Annotated in this window: 24 protein-coding genes; all 24 read left to right on the plus strand. The window is 62.4% G+C overall.

Going from position 1 to position 18,050, the window contains the following annotated elements; translation table 11 throughout:
• The first annotated feature begins 456 nt into the window (after nucleotides 1–456).
• The gene (locus tag HDG32_RS26700; protein WP_221307876.1) at nucleotides 457–762 is read left to right on the plus strand and encodes an AlpA family transcriptional regulator; all 306 of its coding nucleotides are present in this window, start codon (nucleotides 457–459) and stop codon (nucleotides 760–762) included.
• A gap of 152 nt (nucleotides 763–914) precedes the next feature.
• Nucleotides 915–1,763: a hypothetical protein gene (locus HDG32_RS26705; protein ID WP_184072057.1), complete on the plus strand. Its 849-nt coding sequence runs from the start codon at nucleotides 915–917 to the stop codon at nucleotides 1,761–1,763.
• Nucleotides 1,744–2,316, plus strand: a complete 573-nt coding sequence (locus HDG32_RS26710; protein WP_184072059.1) for a hypothetical protein — start codon at nucleotides 1,744–1,746, stop codon at nucleotides 2,314–2,316. Before HDG32_RS26705 ends, HDG32_RS26710 begins: the two co-directional genes overlap by 20 nt.
• A 5-nt stretch (nucleotides 2,317–2,321) precedes the next feature.
• Complete coding sequence (locus HDG32_RS26715; RefSeq protein ID WP_184072061.1) at nucleotides 2,322–2,753, plus strand: DnaB-like helicase N-terminal domain-containing protein; 432 nt, start codon at nucleotides 2,322–2,324, stop codon at nucleotides 2,751–2,753.
• Nucleotides 2,754–2,755: 2 nt separating this feature from the next.
• A complete protein-coding gene (locus HDG32_RS26720; RefSeq protein WP_184072063.1) occupies nucleotides 2,756–3,250 on the plus strand; it encodes a hypothetical protein in 495 nt (164 codons plus the stop codon).
• Nucleotides 3,247–3,471, plus strand: a complete 225-nt coding sequence (locus tag HDG32_RS26725; RefSeq protein ID WP_184072065.1) for a hypothetical protein — start codon at nucleotides 3,247–3,249, stop codon at nucleotides 3,469–3,471. The genes HDG32_RS26720 and HDG32_RS26725 overlap by 4 nt, the downstream gene beginning before the upstream one ends.
• 312 nt (nucleotides 3,472–3,783) lie before the next feature.
• Nucleotides 3,784–4,110, plus strand: a complete 327-nt coding sequence (locus HDG32_RS26730) for an HNH endonuclease signature motif containing protein (RefSeq protein ID WP_184072067.1) — start codon at nucleotides 3,784–3,786, stop codon at nucleotides 4,108–4,110.
• 122 nt (nucleotides 4,111–4,232) lie between these two features.
• Nucleotides 4,233–4,817, plus strand: coding sequence for a ParB/Srx family N-terminal domain-containing protein (locus HDG32_RS26735; RefSeq protein WP_311540386.1), 585 nt, complete (start codon nucleotides 4,233–4,235; stop codon nucleotides 4,815–4,817).
• A gap of 4 nt (nucleotides 4,818–4,821) precedes the next feature.
• On the plus strand, nucleotides 4,822–5,895 hold the full coding sequence (locus tag HDG32_RS26740; RefSeq protein ID WP_184072069.1) for a DNA cytosine methyltransferase: 1,074 nt from the start codon (nucleotides 4,822–4,824) through the stop codon (nucleotides 5,893–5,895).
• The gene (locus HDG32_RS26745; RefSeq protein ID WP_184072071.1) at nucleotides 5,879–6,355 is read left to right on the plus strand and encodes a phage terminase small subunit P27 family; all 477 of its coding nucleotides are present in this window, start codon (nucleotides 5,879–5,881) and stop codon (nucleotides 6,353–6,355) included. Before HDG32_RS26740 ends, HDG32_RS26745 begins: the two co-directional genes overlap by 17 nt.
• Complete coding sequence (locus HDG32_RS26750; protein ID WP_184072073.1) at nucleotides 6,315–8,069, plus strand: terminase large subunit; 1,755 nt, start codon at nucleotides 6,315–6,317, stop codon at nucleotides 8,067–8,069. Before HDG32_RS26745 ends, HDG32_RS26750 begins: the two co-directional genes overlap by 41 nt.
• 8 nt (nucleotides 8,070–8,077) lie before the next feature.
• The gene (locus HDG32_RS26755) at nucleotides 8,078–9,412 is read left to right on the plus strand and encodes a phage portal protein (protein WP_184072075.1); all 1,335 of its coding nucleotides are present in this window, start codon (nucleotides 8,078–8,080) and stop codon (nucleotides 9,410–9,412) included.
• Between the two features lie 4 nt (nucleotides 9,413–9,416).
• Entirely contained in the window at nucleotides 9,417–10,124 is a 708-nt protein-coding gene (locus HDG32_RS26760; protein ID WP_184072077.1) for an HK97 family phage prohead protease, read from the plus strand.
• Between the two features lie 11 nt (nucleotides 10,125–10,135).
• A complete protein-coding gene (locus HDG32_RS26765; RefSeq protein ID WP_184072078.1) occupies nucleotides 10,136–11,332 on the plus strand; it encodes a phage major capsid protein in 1,197 nt (398 codons plus the stop codon).
• 13 nt (nucleotides 11,333–11,345) lie between these two features.
• The gene (locus HDG32_RS26770; RefSeq protein ID WP_184072080.1) at nucleotides 11,346–11,900 is read left to right on the plus strand and encodes a head-tail connector protein; all 555 of its coding nucleotides are present in this window, start codon (nucleotides 11,346–11,348) and stop codon (nucleotides 11,898–11,900) included.
• Between the two features lie 11 nt (nucleotides 11,901–11,911).
• Nucleotides 11,912–12,256: a phage head closure protein gene (locus tag HDG32_RS26775; protein ID WP_184072081.1), complete on the plus strand. Its 345-nt coding sequence runs from the start codon at nucleotides 11,912–11,914 to the stop codon at nucleotides 12,254–12,256.
• A complete protein-coding gene (locus HDG32_RS26780) occupies nucleotides 12,253–12,756 on the plus strand; it encodes an HK97-gp10 family putative phage morphogenesis protein (RefSeq protein WP_184072082.1) in 504 nt (167 codons plus the stop codon). The genes HDG32_RS26775 and HDG32_RS26780 overlap by 4 nt, the downstream gene beginning before the upstream one ends.
• A complete protein-coding gene (locus HDG32_RS26785) occupies nucleotides 12,753–13,115 on the plus strand; it encodes a DUF3168 domain-containing protein (protein WP_184072083.1) in 363 nt (120 codons plus the stop codon). Before HDG32_RS26780 ends, HDG32_RS26785 begins: the two co-directional genes overlap by 4 nt.
• The gene (locus HDG32_RS26790) at nucleotides 13,112–14,305 is read left to right on the plus strand and encodes a hypothetical protein (protein ID WP_184072084.1); all 1,194 of its coding nucleotides are present in this window, start codon (nucleotides 13,112–13,114) and stop codon (nucleotides 14,303–14,305) included. The genes HDG32_RS26785 and HDG32_RS26790 overlap by 4 nt, the downstream gene beginning before the upstream one ends.
• A gap of 10 nt (nucleotides 14,306–14,315) precedes the next feature.
• On the plus strand, nucleotides 14,316–14,648 hold the full coding sequence (locus HDG32_RS26795) for a hypothetical protein (protein WP_184072085.1): 333 nt from the start codon (nucleotides 14,316–14,318) through the stop codon (nucleotides 14,646–14,648).
• A gap of 8 nt (nucleotides 14,649–14,656) precedes the next feature.
• Complete coding sequence (locus tag HDG32_RS26800) at nucleotides 14,657–14,842, plus strand: hypothetical protein (protein ID WP_184072086.1); 186 nt, start codon at nucleotides 14,657–14,659, stop codon at nucleotides 14,840–14,842.
• Between the two features lie 3 nt (nucleotides 14,843–14,845).
• A complete protein-coding gene (locus HDG32_RS26805; protein WP_184072087.1) occupies nucleotides 14,846–16,948 on the plus strand; it encodes a hypothetical protein in 2,103 nt (700 codons plus the stop codon).
• Entirely contained in the window at nucleotides 16,945–17,352 is a 408-nt protein-coding gene (locus HDG32_RS26810) for a phage tail protein (protein ID WP_184072088.1), read from the plus strand. The genes HDG32_RS26805 and HDG32_RS26810 overlap by 4 nt, the downstream gene beginning before the upstream one ends.
• Entirely contained in the window at nucleotides 17,349–18,047 is a 699-nt protein-coding gene (locus tag HDG32_RS26815) for a phage minor tail protein L (RefSeq protein WP_184072089.1), read from the plus strand. The genes HDG32_RS26810 and HDG32_RS26815 overlap by 4 nt, the downstream gene beginning before the upstream one ends.
• Nucleotides 18,048–18,050 lie beyond the last annotated feature (3 nt).

Below are 18,050 nucleotides of genomic sequence, written 5' to 3' on the forward strand. Positions count from 1 at the left end.
AAACCGGGAAGATCCGACAAGCGGGTTACTACGAATGTTCGGACACGAATTGCCGCCTCTTCTGTCGGAAGCCTGTCAAATCGGCAGGGGATTTGACAATTTGCCGCAAACGCTTTGGTGTACCGGCCCGCATTACAGGACAAGCGTGGACACTGATCAGGGATTTCCCCTGATGATATTTTTGCGACGCACCAAAGTTACCGACCAGAAAAATTCATAGGGACTTTCCCTGGTCGTTGCGCAGCGCACAAAAAATCCTGGAAAAACGAGCGTGGATACGCGAGGACATCCGAAGACATACACGGACATTAAACGCGATGCTTTCTCAATTGCACTGCTTGAAACTAAGGCAGTTAATCCGATTCGCACCAATTCCGGCCCATTGCGATTCCGATTTTTAGCGCCTACCGTTCGTTCTCGATTGCCCGTTAATTCTGGTTGAGCGAGGTAAAAAAAATGGGACTGCGTCAAATCGATATACCGGCGAAAGAACGCTTCATGCGTTTGCCCGAAGTCATGGCGCGGACCGGTCTGATCAAACAAACGATCTACATGCGGATGGCCGAAGCGACGTTCCCGCAGTCGATCAAGATCGGCAAGACCACCGTCGCGTGGCGCGAGTCAGAGATCGATGCATGGATCATCGATACGATCGCCGAGAGCGAGCGCAGGCGCGAACAGAATCGGAAGCAGGAACGCAAGATCGAGCGCCAGCGTGAACGCGAACGCGCGCGCCAGGGCGAAACAGAATGCGCAGCGTGATCGGGAGAACCGACATGCCACGCGCACGGACCTTGAAGTACGAATTTTTCCGGAACGAATCGCTCGGCTACATGCTCCCGCATGCGCGCCTGCTGTTCGCCGGCCTGTGGTGTCTCGCCGACAAAGCGGGCCGGCTCGAAGATCGTCCAGGCATGATCAAGGGCTATCTGTTCGGCTTCGAAAACGACGTGACGCCCGAGGTCGTCGACGATCTGCTGACGCTGCTCGACGATGCCGGTCTGATCCGCCGCTATCACGTCGAGGACGGCCGGTATATCTCGATCGTGAAGTGGACAACGCACCAGCATCCGCATCCGCGCGAAGTCGCGAGCAAGATTCCCGAACCGACGAAGGAAAAATCTAGGCACGGTCACGGCCATACCCACGCAAAGCCTAGACACGGTCAAGGCGATGTCGAGGCAATGAACGGACATGGTCGAGACAACGCCGAGGACATGCTCAGCCCGTCTATGTCTTCTTTGTCTTCTTTGTCTTCTTTGTCTTCTTTGTCTTCTATGCCTTCTATGCCTTCTTTAAAAACCAAGGGTTCTAGTGTGGGTAGTGGTAAACCCGCGCGAGCGCACGAACAAGCGCCCGACACACACACGCCAACCGGCCCCGCGTCGATCACGCTGGCGATGCGCAAGGCGAAAGTCCGCGGCGCGACGCCATCGAATCCGCGGATCATCGCCCTGGCCGATGCAGGCGTAACGCCCGAGATCGTCACCGACGCGTGCGAGGAAGCGCATGCTGCGCATCCCGACGAAGCGATCGCTGCGGCCTACGTGTGCTCGATCCTCGAACGCTGGCAACGCGAAGGACATCGCGGAACCGGGCAACGCGTGAACGGACATGCGCCCGTATTCGATGAACGTGCGAAGGATCGCAAGCGAGCGGGCGACGAGCTAACGGGTCGTGCGCGTCGAGCGCGCGAAGCTGCTGGTGGCGATGTGATCGACGTTGCGATGCAGGAGATCGGCCATGATCCGCGCCATTCCTGAGCCTTGGATCGAGCGCCTGTTCGCGCGCATGGAGTCGATCTACGGCTCGCGCTTTCACGACATGTGGCGCGGTGGCGAGATCGTCGAGATCAAGGCGACGTGGCGCGAAGGTCTCGCGAACGTTACCGACGAAGGCCTGAAGCGTGGCGTAGCTGCTCTGTTCCACGAGCAGCATCCGCCGACGCTCCCGCGCTTCATCGATCTTTGCCGGCCGCAGCCAGCGATGTACACGCCGAACGTCGCAGCGCTGACCGACGATCGACGCTCGTCGCCGGAAGTCGCGCGCGAGCAGCTGGCGAAGATCCGCGAGACGGCGAACGGCCTGCTACGCCAGCACGGCGCACCGGCCGGCGGCGGTATCCGCTGGGCGTATCGGCTACTGCAGCGCGCGAGCGATGGCGAGCACATCACGGCGCACCAGATCGCGTTCGCGAAGGAAGCGATCGAGAACTACAACCTCACGCACGGCCGCATCGAGCGCTCGCGCGAACCGGGAAGTGATGACGAAGACTGCGTTGCACCTGCAACGTGTTCAACCGAAGAACAGGAGTGACCGCCATGAAATTCGAGAACGATCTGAGAACGCGCGCCGAGATGCTGGTCCTGTCCGCACTTTTGCAGGACAACGGCTCGATCCGGCACATCGCGTCGCTCACGCCGCTGCACTTCTCGCACGACACGCACGGCCAGATCTTTCGCCACATCGTGACGTTGATCGAGGCGCGTGTACCGGCCGATCTCGTGACCGTGTACGAATCGATGGGGCGTAGCCGGCAACGTCTGCGTCATGTCGATCTGCTGGCGTACCTGGGCGAACTATGCCGACTGCCCGCGAGACCCGCGAACATCGGCTACTACGCAATCGCGCTCGTCGACGATGGACTCGTGCGTACCGCGATCAGGCTGATCCCGGTGCGCGTCGAAGCCGAGCGCGGCCTGTCGAAGTGCCGTCTGCGTTTCAACGCCAGCGACCCGGCGCTGTGGGGCTGATCATGCGCGTCGCGTTCACGCTCCTGGGCGAACCTGCATCGAAGGCGAACAGCCGCGAGATCGTTACGCGCAAGATCCGCAGCAAGGTCGACGGCACGCTCAAGACCCGGCCGATGTCGATCAAGAGCGACAAGGCGCGCGACTACGAACGCGACGCCCTGAAGCAGATCCCGCCCGCGGCGCGCGTTCGCATGGAAGGAACTGTGCGCGTCACGCTGCGGATCTGGTACGCGACAGAACGGCCGGATCTCGACGAGAGCGTGATCCTCGACGTGATGCAGGATCGTTATCGCACGATCAACCGCAAGGGCGTCGAGTGCCGCGAACTGGTCTATCACGGCGTGTATCGCAACGATCGGCAGGTTCGCCAGAAGTTTGTTTTTCACGGTATCGACGCGATCAATCCGCGCGCCGAGATTGTCGTCGAGTCGTTGCAGGCGCAGCAACTCGCGCTCGCGCTCGATCCAGCCTATGACCCACTCACGGAATTTGCATGAATACCCGAGTACGTACCCAGCAGCTATACGACCACGCCCACTTGAAGGCGTTGCAATACGAGAACGAGCGACTGCGCGAAGCGTTGCGTCTGATCGGCGAGATGGGCGAAACGAGTACGAGCGCGCTCACGCTGATCGACATCGCACGCAACGCGCGCATCGCGCTCGCGACGGCTTACGTCCAGCCGGATCCGGAACTGAGCCTCGCTAAAAAAGGATAAGGACGCATTCGTCAGCAGGAGTACGCGCCGACTGTCGACTATCGTCACTGACATAGCAGGATGCCTAAAGATACGCACGGATATACGTGGACACTAGAGGACAATATATGTGGCAATGCTAACGATTGCGTTCCACTTGTAACCCTTGCAATAAGCGATCAGCCGATCTATAACCGCAGACAAGATCCGTGCGCGTGCAACCAGCTCGCGTCACTCCGTAGAAGCGCCAAGTGGTAGTACCGAGGCCCGCGCCGGTTGATCCGGTTGCGGGCTTCGTCCTATGTGGTGGGTAGATATCGAGCGAGCAGAACAATGTCCGGCAAATGGTCAGCGCTGTACGCAATGCCGCAATGGCGAAAGCTACGGCGCGAACATCTGCGCGAGTATCCGCACTGCGTGACGTGCCTCGAACAGGGTCTGTTCACCGACGCGACGGTCGTCGACCACAAGCGACCGCACCGCGGCAGTCTGCGTCTGTTCCTCGATCCGTCGAATCTGCAGTCGCTGTGCAAGCCGCATCACGACTCGACCAAGCAATGGGAAGAGAAGCGCGGCGTCTCCGCTGGCTGCGACGCGGACGGCAATCCGCTTGACTCGCGTCATCCGTGGAACGCGATCGAGGCACCGCGACGACGATGATCCGCGCGACGCGGGCGCAGCCGCGGCGGCAGGGGCGGATCGAAACTCTGACCCGGTCCCACCCCGCACCCCCCGTCCTGTTTTATTTTCAAAAACGCATTTGTAACTTTGGGGGTCGAACCGTGGCACGTAGCAGCAACGCGAAGCGCGCGAGCGTAGCCGAGCCGGAACAGGTCCCGGGCGAGCCAGAATCGCCCACAGGCGTTCCGTGGCCCGCGTGGAATGTCGAACGTCGAGCGCTGGCGTCGCTCGTCCCGTACGCGCGTAACGCGCGATTGCATAGCGACGCGCAGGTCGCGCAGATCGCCGCATCGATGCGCGAGTGGGGATGGGTCCATCCGATCCTCGTGAGCGAGGACGACACGATCATCGCCGGACACGGCCGCGTGCTCGCGGGTCTGAAGCTCGGACTCGTCGAAGCGCCTGTGACGGTCGCGCGCGGCTGGAGCGACGGGAAGATCCGCGCGTTCGTCATCGCCGACAACAAGCTCGCAGAGAACGCGGCGTGGGACCGCGAGATGCTAGGCGCTGAACTGGCCGATCTGCGCGACTCGTTCGATCTGTCGCTGACGGGCTTCACGGTGGGCGAGATCGACGCGCTATGCGTCGCGGAACTGCCCGAGCTAGGCGTCGAGTACGACGAGAGCGCGGCGGGCGCCGTGAAGATGATCGAGTGCCCGCAGTGCGGCCACAAGTTCCCGAGGTGATGCGATGGCCTACGCGGAACGACTCGAATCAGCGTGGCTCGATCACCTCGTGCCTCGAAGCATTGACGCGCCGACGGTTGTATCGACGTTCGCTGGCTGCGGCGGATCGAGTCTCGGCTATTCGATGGCGGGCTTCGAGGAAAGGCTCGTGGTCGAGTGGAACGAGAAACAGGCAGCGTCATTCGTGGCGAACTTTCCAGACGTCCCGCTTCATCTCGGCGACATCGCGGATCTGAGCGACGCGGACGCGCTGCGTCTGTCGCGTCTGGCGCCGGGCGAGCTTGACGTATTCGACGGGTCGCCGCCGTGTCAGGGCTTCTCGCTCGCGGGCGGGCGCGTATTCGAGGACAAGCGCAACCAGCTATTCCTCGAATATGTACGGCTGCTGAAAGCGTTCGCGCCGAAGGCGTTCGTCATGGAGAACGTACGCGGGATGGTCATCGGGAAAATGCGGCTGATCTTCGCGGACATCCTGCGTGAACTGAAGGCGACGGGCTATCAGGTCAGCGCGCGCGTTCTGATCGCGTCGCACTACGGCGTCCCGCAGGCACGGCCGCGAATGATCTTCGTCGGGATCAGGAACGACCTCGCCGCGCTCGGTGTCGTGCCCTCGCATCCGCAGCCTCTGTTCGCGCGTGGCGTCACGGTGCGCGAGGCGTGGCACGGCGTGATCAACGAGCCCGAAGAACTGAACGTGGCGCGCTTCGGTACGGGCCGACTCGTGCATCGGATCCTGTATCGCATGAGTCCCGGCGAGTACGCGGACAAGTACCACCCGAACCGCCAGCTATACGGCATGCACCGGCTCGATTTCGATCAGGTCAGTCCGACGATCCTGCGCAACGGTGGCGCGGGCGGCGTATGCGAGGCGTGTCATCCGAGCGAGCACCGTCGCGCGACGATCGCCGAACTCAAGCGGCTGGGATCCTTTCCCGATTCCTTCGTTCTGCGTGGGAGTTTTCAGGATCGATGGGCGGCGATCGGGAACAGCGTCCCGCCCCTGTTCATGCGAGCGATCGCGGCGCACGTTCGCCAGCTGCTCGCCACCGTGGAGGAACGTCATGTCGAATCCGCGTAAGCCGACCGCGCTGCGCATCATCGAGGGCAATCGCGGACATCGGCCCATACCGAAGAACGAGCCCAAGCCGCGGCGCGGAGTGCCCAAGCCGCCGGCGCATCTGGACTCGTACGCGCTCGCGGAGTGGGACAGGATCACGCCCGAGCTTGACGCGATCGGGATGCTGACGACGATCGACGGGACCACGCTCGCGGCGTACTGCCAGTGTGTTTCGCGCTGGATGCAGGCCGAAGAATCGATCCAGCGTATGAAAGCGCGCGACAAGCTGACGAGCGCGCTGATGATCAAAACGAGCAACGGGAACGCGATACAGAACCCGCTGGTCGGTGTGGCTAACCGCGCGATGCTGATGGCGATCCGCTTCGCGAGCGAGTTCGGCATGAGTCCTGCCGCACGCGCACGACTATCCGCGATGCCCGATGACCCGAACCCGAACGACCGGAAAGAAAGCTACTTCTGACCCGGTGACACAGTACGCGCGCGACGTGATCTCAGGAAAGATCGTCGCGGGCCCGCACGTGCGCGCCGCCTGCCGGCGTCACGTCGATGACCTCGCGCGCGGTCACGAGCGCGGTCTGTCGTGGGACCTCGTCGCAGCGATGCGCGCGATCAACTTCTTCGCGGACGTGCTGTGTCTGAACGGTGGCGAATTCGAGGGCGTTCCGTTCGTGCTGCTGCCGTGGGAAGCGTTCATCGTCGGATCGCTGTTCGGCTGGAAGCGCGCGGACGGTACGCGCCGTTTTCGCGAAGCGTATGTCGAGGGCGGCAAGGGTTGTGGCAAGTCTCCGCTCGCGGCGGGCGTCGGTCTGTACATGCTCGTCGCCGACGACGAGATGCGCGCCGAAGTCTACGCAGCCGCCACGCGTCGCGATCAGGCGATGATCCTGTTCCGCGACGCTGTCGCGATGGTCGACCTGTCGCCCGAACTGAACCGGCGGCTGGTCAAGTCGGGGCGCGGCGAGCGCTGCAACAACCTGGCCTATTACGCGAAGGGTTCGTGGTTCCGGCCGATCGCGAGCGACAGCAGCGGCCAGAGCGGACCGCGCCCGCACTGCGGGCTGATCGACGAGGTCCACGAGCACAAGGACCGTACCGTGATCGACATGATGCAGGCCGGGAAGAAAGGACGTCGCCAGCCGCTGATCTTCATGATCACCAACAGCGGCTTCGACCGCACGACGCTCTGCTATGAAAAGCACGAGTACGGCTGCAAGATCGCCGCGCGGCAGCTTGAGGACGACTCGTACTTCGCCTACGTCTGCGCGCTCGACGAAGGCGAAGACCCGTTCGAAAACGAGGACTGCTGGATCAAGGTCAATCCGTCGCTCGGCCAGACGATCCAGAAGTCCTACCTCGACGAACAGGTCCGGCAGGCGCGCGGGATGCCGTCGCTTGAATCGACCGTGCGGCGCCTGAACTTCTGCGAGTGGGTGGACGCCGAGAACCCGTGGATCGACGGCGATCTGTGGCGCGCGTGCGAGTCGTCGACGCTGACGGTCGAAGACTTCCGCGGCTCGACGGTACACGGCGGGCTCGACCTGTCCAGCACGCGCGACCTGACCGCGCTGGCCGTCGCGCGCCGCAACGCGGACGATACGTGCGACGCGTTCGTGCAGATCTTCACGCCGGCCGAGACGATGACCGAGCGCGACCGACTGCAGAAAACGCACCTCGTCGAGTGGTCGCGTAACGGCTACGTGTTCGCGATCGGCAAGCGGGCCATCGACGAAGGCGCGATCGTCGACAACATCGAAACGCTGATGGCGATCGCCGACTTCGAGGGCATCGCGTTCGACCCGAAGCGCATCGACTATCTGATCGGCAAGCTCGACGAAGCGGGCGTGAACATTCCGCTGATCCCGCACGGCCAGGGCTATACGAAGGCGATGGACTCGGGTCTGTGGATGCCGCGCTCGATCGAACTGACCGAGCAGCTAATTCTCGATGGCCGTCTGCGTGTCGTGTTCAATCCGTGCCTGCGGTGGAACGTGGCGAGCGCAGTCGTCGAAGCGGACGGGAAAAACAATCGCATCCTGAACAAGCGCAAATCGACCGGCAAGATCGACGGCGCGGTCGCGCTCGTGATGGCAATCGGCTACGCGTACCACGTCAAGGACACAGGCGCCGACCTCGATGACTTCCTGAACAACCCGCTCACGGTCTTGCCCGCATAGGACCCGCTATGGCTGATATCCGCAACAACACGCCGCAACGCCAGATGGAAGTGAGCCTGACCAATCCCGCTGGGTGGGGCGTCGCGCGCGCATTCAATCAGGCGCTGACATGGTTCGGCGGCTGGTTCTGGGGCGGCAATGCCGACATTCCAGGCGTACAGATGAACTCGCCTTCCGGTACGCCGTTTGTGTCCGTGAACGATCAGGCCGCGCTGCAGGTCTCGACGGTCTGGGCTTGCATACGCCTGATCACTGAAACGCTCGGGGAACTGTCGGTCAACATCTACGAAAAGACCGCGAACGGTCGCAACGTTGTAAAGGACCATCCGCTCAACTACGTGCTGAACGTCGCGCCGAACGATCGCATGACGAACGTCGAACTGCTGGAGTCGTGGGCGATGAATCTCGCGATCGACGGGAACTGCTATAGCCGCATCATCCGCGACGCGTCGGGCGACTGTATCGCGCTCATGCCGAAGGCGTCGCAGCAGATGATGATCAACGAGAACAAGGATGGTTCGTACGGCTATGAATACTCGTACGGCGGCGAGAAGATCCCGTACCGGCCCGAGCAGATCGTCCAGTCGCGATTGATGGGTAACGGTCTGAAGGGACTATCGCCGCTCGGCTACGCGCGCCGCTCGGTCGCGAACGCGATGGCACTCAACGAGAACGCCACGCGATTCAACATCAAGGGCGGCAAGCCCGCGGGCGTGCTGATGATCGATCACGTCCTGAAGCCCGAGCAGCGCGCCGCCGTGCGTAACAACTTCGCGGACCTTGAAGCCGGCGGCGATGCAGGCTCCCGGCTGTTCGTGCTCGAGGCGGGTATGCAGTACCAGCAGCTGACGATCACGCCCGCCGACGCGCAGATGCTGGAACAGATGCAGTTCAGCGTCGACGATATCTGTCGCGTGTTCCGCGTCCCTTCGTTCATGGTCAACGCCCACGAGAAACAGACGACTTACGGGACCGGCATCGAAACGATGGGCCAGGGATATCTCACGTTCACGCTGTATCCCTACGTCAAGCGGATCGAGGCGTCGCTCAATCGCTGGGTCGTCAAGCCGAGCGAGCGGCCGCGCATCTATGTCGAGTTCAATCTCGACAGCCTGCTACGCGCAGATAGCGCGGGACGTGCCGCGTATTACTCGACGATGGTCCAGAACGGACTGATGTCCCGCAACGAGGTACGCGCCAAGGAAAACCTCGACGCGCGCGAGGGCGCCGACGATCTGACCGTACAGCTAAATCTCACGCCCCTTCAGGACCTGCCGAAAGTCGCGAGCGCGAACAGCACCCAGCAGGCCGCCAAGGTTCCGAACGCACCGATCAAGGAGTAACGCCATGTCACGCAAACTCACAGGAGACACCGACCACGGCTGCGTTCTGTCGACAGTCGAGTTCAAGTTCGATAGCACCGCGAAAGGTAGCTTCGAGGGCTACGCATCGGTGTTCAGCAACATCGACAGCTACGGCGACATGATGCTGCCCGGCGCCTTCGAGGAAACGATCGCCAAGCGCGATCAGGTCCCGATGCTGTTCAACCACTGGATGGACAACCTGATCGGCAAGGCGTCGAACCTCAAGGAGGACGACATCGGCCTCAAGTTCACCGGACGTCTCACGCCCGGGGCGACGATGGCCAATGACACCTATCAGCACATGAAGGCCGGCGCGCTCGACGGCGTATCGATCGGCTATCGCGTGCAACCCGGTGGCGCAGACATGGACGGCAAGATCCGCACGCTCTCGCGCGTCGATCTGCTGGAGATCTCGATGGTTATCAGTCCGGCGAACAAGTCCGCGCGAGCGAATCTCGGCTCGCTCAAATCGGACTTTGATCCCGATGAAATGAAGTCCCTCGCAGACGTGGAAGCATTCCTGCGTGATGCAGGCATGAGCCGCGTCGAAGCCAAAGCATTTATCGCAAAGGCGCGCGCGATAAATCCCTGCGTGACGCAGGAAGAGACGACAGCGACCGACGCAGCAAAGAGCGAGCAGGAACAGGCCGTTGCTATTGCAACGATGATCCGCTCATTCAAGACCGCATAGGAGCCTGAAAAATGGACATGACTGAAATCAAGCGCGCCCTCGACGAGACCTTCGGCGAGATCAAGGACGCGCAGACGAAGACCGCCGCCGAGATCCGCGAAGAACTGGCGAAGCTCGCCGAGCGGGTCAAGGGACAGGACGTGAACCTGATCGACCTCGGCCAGAAACTGGCCGGCCTGTCCGAACAGGGACGGCGCGACACGAAGTCCGAAACGATCGGCGAAGTGTTCGTGAAGTCGGAACAGTTCAAGGCACTCAGGGGAAACAGCAACGCGCGCAGCGCGCGCATCACCCTTGAAGCCGATCAACTGAAGGTGGTCGGCCCGATCGTCGGCGATACCGGAGCGAATCAGGTCCCGGTCGCCCCCGATCGCAAGCCTGGCATCATCGCCCCCGGCATGAACAAGGTCTGGGTACGTGACTCGATCCCGGTCGGCCAGACGACCTCGAATCTCGTCGAGTACGTGCGCGAAAGCTCGGCGCAGCAGAACCCCGACTATCAGACGCCCGAGGGCGCGCTGAAGGGACAGAGCGACTTCCAGTTCGAACTGGTACAGGCGCCGGTCGTGACGATCGCGCACTGGATCCTCGCGTCGCGTCAGGTGCTCGACGACGAAGCGCAGCTACAGTCGTATCTGAACATGCGCATGACGTACGGCCTGCGTCGCAAGGAGGACAACGAGATCCTCAAGGGCGACGGCGCGGCTGGACACCTGACAGGGATCACGACGATCTGCAACAGGTTCGCGCCGACCGATCCAGCGCTGAACGGCATGGACAACATTCGTCTCGCGATGGCCGAGGTCGAGGGCGCGTACTACACGACCACGGTCCTGATGCTGCACCCGATGGATTGGGCTGCGATGCAACTGCTCAAGAGCACGACCGGCGAGTATCTGGGCGGCAATCCGTTCGCGCCTGTACCGCCGCGTCTGTGGAACCTCGGCATTGTCGAGACGAACTCGATCCCCGAAGGAAACTTCCTTTGCGGCGACGGTAGTCAGGCGATGATCTGGGATCGTCAGCAGGTCTCGGTCGAAGTCTCGCGCGAGGACGCCGACAACTTCCGGCGCAACATGGTCACGATCCTCGTCGAGGAACGGCTCACGACTTCGGTGTACGCGCCCGGTGCGTGGCAGTACGGTCCGCTCGTCGCCGCCGGCGGTGCAGCGGCTGCGAAGCCCGCAGCGGCCGCGCCGAAGAAGTAAGGGAGCGAAAGCCATGAGCACACCCGACTATCCCGAACCCGTCACGCTCGCGCTCGCCAAGGCGCACTGCCGGATCGACACGACCGACGAGGATGAACTGATCGAACAGGTCTACATCCCCGCCGGACGCGAAACGGCCGAGCAGTACACCGGCCGCACGATCCGCGCCGTGCCCGGTAGCGAGACAGTTACGCGCGACCTGTTCGCGGATGGTCGGGGCTTCGTGCTGGCGGACTTTCCCGCGTTCGATCTCGAATCGCTGAAGGTCGTCGACGACGACACCGAGACGGTGCTCGATATCGATGAGTACGGCGCGCGCATCGTCAACGGCGAGATGAACGCGATGCTCGTCACGAACAAACCGCTACCGGCCGCACAGGCGTTCTATGCGAGCTATACGGCCGGCTATGCGAGCGGTACGGTCCCGGCGAATCTCGTGCTCGCGATGCTGGAACTGACGGCCGACGCATACGAGAACCGCGAGGCGCAGTCGTCGTCCACGGCGATGCAGCGCAATCCGCGCACTGTCGCGCTGCTCGATCCGTTCCGTATCACGTTCGGACTCTAGGGAGCGAAACGATGCAGGCCGGCAAACTCCGCTACCGCGTCTCGATCCAGAGACCGCTACGCATCCAGAACGATGCGGGCGAAGTGATCGTCGATCAGTGGGCCGAGATCGCCCGCGTATGGGCGGCGATCGAGGCGATCAGCGGTCGCGAGTACATGGCGTCGAGCGAGTTTCGCGCGGGCATCACGACACGTATCCGCATCCGCTGGCGTTCCGATGTCGACGCGACGGCGCGCGTTGTCGCCGGCGACGGGACGATCTACAGCATCGACGTCGCGATGCCGGTCAAGGGGCTGACGCGCGAACTGCATCTCCTGTGTTCGGCCGGCGTGATCACCGAAGGAGGACAGCCGTGAACGTGAACATCGAAGCCAACGGACTGCGCGAGATGGAACAGTTCCTGAAGACTCTGCCTGACGCGGTATCGAGGCAGATGCTTTACGGCGCGCTGATGGGTGCCGCGATGCCGATCATGAAACAGGCGCGCGAGAACGTGCTGCGCAACTTCGGCCGCTCGGCGCGCTACACGTACACGCTCGAAGAAGCGATGGTGCGGGGACGCTCGAAGAAAACCGGGCTCGCCGCGCGCGTGAACGTGATGATCAAAAAAGGCAAGGTCAAGGGAAAGACCGTGAAGTCCGGCGTTACGAAGCCCTATGGCGACGATGCGTTCTATGGCGGGTTCCTCGAGTTCGGTACGTCGAAGATGTCCGCGAAACCGTTCCTCAGACCGGCCGCCGATTCGATGGGAAGCGAGGCGGTCAAGCGCTTCAACAACACGATGAACAAGCGCATGGCGAAGTGGTGCAAGGAACACGGCGTCAAGTACAGCCCGGGTATGGGGAGCATAACGTGACCGAACAGCAACTGTTCGCGCTGCTCGATCAGGCGCTACCCGCCCGCGTATTCCAGGCGCTCGCGCCGCAAGGCACGCCCGAGCCCTATCTCGTCTATGCGCTGATCGACGGCACCGAGAACAACGTCATGACGGGCAGCGTCGATCTCGCGCGCATGAACTACCGGATCGACTCGTACGCGCGCAGTCATCAGGACGCGCTCGCGATCTGGAAGCGTGTATGCGCGCTGGTCAATGCCTGTGACGGCGATCCGCTGCTCGAAGGCCGACAGGACATGTATGAGCAGGACACGCGCATCCATCGCGTGAGTATCGTTCTATCCACCTGGTATCACGAACCCGACGAGGTGCAACCGTGAAGAAAGCGATCAGCGCGGCTCAGACGCGCATGTATCTTGAAAACCTCAACGCGCCGGCCGATGGGACGGGTCTCGTCAATGGCGCATCGATGTCCGAGCCCTGCGTGATCCAGCTGGATGACGTGTCGAAGTTGCGTAACGGCGCGTCGATCTTTCTGATCGGCACGGGCTGGACGAGTCTCGATCTGAAGTCATGGGTCGTGCAGAACATCGACTATACGGCCAAGACCGCGACGCTCGCGCAAAGCGATACTTCGGGCGAGACCGATCCGATCGGTGCGAATGCTGCGTGGCTGCTGCACGCATACGTCGATGTCTGCGCGAAGTCCTACCAGATCAACGAGAACGCCGCGGCCTCGATCGATACGACGACCTTGTGCGATGACGCGAAAACGTCGCTCGTGGGCTTCAGCGATCCGGGCACGCTGACGTTCGACTTCTTTATCGATCCGACCGATCCCGACTATCAGGAACTGCGCGCCGCACAGAGGGACGGCAAAACGCGCATGTTCGAAGTCGTGTATCAGAACAAGGCGGTGCGTACGCTGCCGGTGATCGTACAGTCCGTCAATGAATCCGGCGGCGTTGATCAGGCCGTACAGGGCGCGGGCACGATGAAGATCACAGGGCCGGACGTGCTGACCATGCCGCCGGGGCAAGCGACCGCGAATTACGTGCTGATCCCCGTACTGTCGCCGACGACCGGACAGGCTCCGCTCGACGTGACGCTCACGCTCAACGAAGCCGGCGGCGTCGCGACGGGCTTCTCGATCAACTGGAAAGACGGGTCGCCCCTCGAACAGGTCACGACCATGATTGTGTCGCACCAGTACCTGACGGCTGGCTCGTACACGCCCAGCGTAATCGCGACGGTCTCGGGACAAGCGACCGCGCCTTTCAAGGCACAGAACGCGGTCACGGTCGAGGCGCCGCCGTATTCGCTGGGCGCGAGCGTCGCGCCGCTCTCTGGTGCCGCGCCGCTCGACGTCACGCTCGTGCTCACGGAGTCGAACGGGACCGCCGACTACTTCGATGTCGATTGGGGCGACGGCACGGCTGTCGAGCGCGTGAGCGTGCTGAGCGCGCCGCATAACTACGCGGCGGCCGGAAGCTATTCCGTGATGGTTACGCCGACGCTGGCCGGTGTACCGGGCGCGGGTGTGCCGGCTGGCACCGTGGACGTTGCATAGGAGACCCGACATGAACGATCGCCTTGTATCGCCCACTCGCGAAAAGATCTTTGTTGTGCAGCCGAAGGAAACGGTCATCGAGTCCGACTCCTTCGGCGCGGTCACGCTACGCGCGATGAACGTCAAGCGCTTCCGCGAGATCTCGACCCACCTGAACAACGAGCATCCCGAAGACTTCGGCTACGAACTGCTATGCGAGATGGCGCGCGGTCCGAACGGCGAGCGCTTCACGGTCGCGGCGATCGCGGGTCTGCCGGCGCACGCGCTGCCGGATCTGCGTGCGCTCGTCGATCAGGCGGTGCTGCTGTGCGGCCATCGTCCCGCTGACGCAAAAAAAGCCTGACTGACCCGGTGACTCGCCTCGTCTATGCGGTCGCTGCGCACCTGCATATGACGGCCGGGGAAGTGGAAACGCGCATGGACTCGCACGAGCTATTCACGTGGGCCAGTCTGCTGTTCGGCTTCGGTTCGGATCCGGTCAGCGAGAACGTCGTGACGCTGAGCGTCGAGGATGAAATCGCAGCGTGGGGGAAATAGATCATGGCTTCAGCCGGGACGCTGATCTTCGATCTCGCCGCCGATGTCGCGCATCTGCGGCGGGACATGCAGAAAGCGAACGATACGATCATCTCGTCGCTCAAGTCCATCCAGAACGCGGCCAAAAGCATCGCCGTGATGCAGGGCGCCGAGTACGCGATGGAATTCGCGAGGGGCTTCGCGGAAGGGATCAAGTCAGCAATCGATCAGGCCGACGAACTCGGCAAGCTCGCGGCGCGTATCGGCACGACGACCGAAGAACTGTCCGCGCTCAACTACGCGGCAGAGTTCGCGGGCGTCACGACTGACGATCTGACCGTTGGCTTCAAGGGGCTGAACAAGGCGCTGCTCGAATCGCGCGATCCGATGTCGGCTAGCGCGGCCGCGTTCAAGGCGCTGGGTCTGAACGCGCAGCAGCTTCGCAGCATGGACCCGGGCGCGGCGTTCGAAGAAATTGCACAGGCCGTATCGGGCTTCGCGGATGGTGCCGAGAAGGCCGCGGTGATGACGCAGCTTTTTGGCAAGCAGGGTCAGGCGCTTATCCCGCTGATGAACGGCGGCAAGGAGGGATTGAAGGACGCGCGCGAGGAAGCGGAAAAGCTCGGGCTGATCATCTCGTCGCAGACCGCCGCGGCGATGGAGGCTCTGAACGACGACCTTACCCGTTTGCAGAAAGTCTCCGAAGGCGCGTTCGCCGTGATCGCGCGGCAGCTAACACCCGCGCTCGATACGCTGGTCTCGGCGATCTTCAGTTCGCAGCAGGAAACCTCGGCGTGGAACGACATGCTGACCGGCGCCGGAACGATCATCAGCGACCTGATCATCGATCTCACGCAGCTGGCCGGCGAGATCAGTATCGCGTGGCGCGAGTTGCAGGGCTATGGCGCGGCGGCCAAACAGTTCTTCGCTGGCGAATTCAAGGCCGCGCTCGATACCACGCGGGCGGCGATGGACAAGTCGAACGCCGACATGGATGCGCTCGTCACGAAGATGGGCGACGCGAAAAAATTGCAACGCGACATGGCGAACAATCCGATCGACTTCGGCAACGCGTCCGCAAGCTGGGACGACAAGCCGGTCGTGAAATTTTCGGCCGCGCTCGACGCGAACGCGAAGGCGGGAAAGAAAGTCAAGCAGGCTGTCGACGAGTACGCCCAGATGCTCAAGGCGTTGCAGGAAGAACTTCGCCGCACGACCGCGAACGGCGACGACATGCAGATGCTGTTGACCGATCCCAAGTTTCTAACGTTCACAAAACAGCAGCAGCAGCAACTGATCGCGATCAAGGAGCAATCGCTCGCGCTGGCCGCCGCACAGGAGGCGCAAAAGAAGGCACAGGACGATCTCGCGAAGGCGGCCGATGATGCACAGAAGGAACTCGACGCGACTGTGAAGTCGTTGCAGGACTTCTCGAATTCGGAACTGGACTCGATCGACCCGACGCGCGAGTACGTACGCACGATCGAAAAGCTGATCGCTGCGCAGAACGAAGGAATGATCACGGCCGACGAGTTCGCCAAGCTCCAGCAGCAAGCGGCCGACAAGATGATCGATGCGGGAAAGAAAGGCAGGACGACACTCGACGATCTGAAACAGGCGATCGATGGCTTCGGCAAGCAGTCGTCCGACGCGCTGGTCGAATTCATGTTCGCGACCGACAAGACCGCGCAGAGCTTTAGCGAGATGGTCTCGTCGATGCTGAAGGACATCGCGAAGATGCTGGTCTACAAAAACGTGTTTGAGCCGCTTATTGGGGGGATCAGCGCAGGCGCGACGAGCGGCAGCGCCGGCGGATTCCTCGCCGCGATCATGAGCGCCTTCGGCGGGAACCGGATGGCGGGCGGTCCCGTCTCGCCGGGACAGTACTACTCGATCAACGAGACGCCGCTACGTGGCGAGTACTTCGTGCCCAACGTACCCGGGCGTATCACGACAGGAACGAGCGACGGCTCGACGTCGATCGTGATCAACGTGAACACGCAGACGGGCGAGACGGGCGCGGACGCTGACGGCTCGAAGGCGGTCGAACTGGCGAAGCGTATCGCGATGATCGTGCGACAGGTCATCGCCACCGAGAAACGGACCGGAGGACTGCTCGCATCATGACCACGCCCTTTGATGTCTGGATGCAGAGACTCGCGTCGCTCACGCCGCGCGCCACCGGCCTGATCTTCGACTGGTGCGTAACGACTGCATCGTGCGAGCTTGAGCCGCGCGTACGCGCCTCGCAGCTAGGCGACGGCTACACGCAGCGCCGGCCGGCCGGTATCAACACGCAGGACCAGATCTGGAGCGTGCAGCTAAACAACCTCACCGAGACGAAGGCCGCGGACGTACTCGACTTTCTCTCGGCGCGTAACGGCGTCGACGTGTTCAACTGGACGCCGCCGCGCACGTCGACCGTGCTCGACATCATCTGTCCTTCGTGGTCGTGGAACTACGGCGACATGCTGCTCGACGGCGCGCGCGCGATGAACGTCAGCGCCAAATTCCAGCAGGTCCACGTATGAGCACAATTCAGGGCGTATCGCAGTCCCTTGATCCCGGCGCGGAGATCATCATGTTCGTGCTCGACCTGTCGCGCTTCAAGGAGCCGAACATCTACTTTCATCCGGGCACGACATGGACAGGCGGCGATGTCGTCTGGCAGGGCGTGACGTACCAGCGCTATCCCGTCTCGGCGACGGGCTTCGAGATGAAGGGAACGGGACCGCTCCCGCGTCCGCGCTTCGCGGTCTCCAATCTCACCGGCATCATCAGCGCGTTGTGCCGTCTGTACAGCGATCTCGTGGGCGCGCGCGTCTCGCGGCGGCGTACGTTGCTGCGCTACCTCGACGCGGTCAACTTCCCGGATGGCGTCAATCCCGACGCAGATCCCGACGCGTACTTCCCCGACGATCTGTTCTTCATCAACCAGAAGACCCACGAGGACCCGCAAACGGTCGAGTTCGAACTGGCCGTCGCGTTCGATACGCAGGGCCAGCAGCTACCCCGCCGGCAGATCATCCGCAACTCGTGCCCCTGGCAGTATCGCGGCGACGGCTGCGGCTATGCCGGCGGTCCTGTCGCGGACGGGAACGACATCCCGACCAGTGACCCGAGTCAGGACGTGTGCGGCAAGCGGCTCGTCTCGTGCAAGTGCCGCTTCGGTCAGAACGGCTGGCTCCCGTTCGGTGCGTTCCCCGGCGCGTCCGCTTACAGGTGAGGA

Source organism: Paraburkholderia sp. CI2 (assembly GCF_014201055.1).
GTDB classification, from domain to species: domain Bacteria; phylum Pseudomonadota; class Gammaproteobacteria; order Burkholderiales; family Burkholderiaceae; genus Paraburkholderia; species Paraburkholderia tuberum.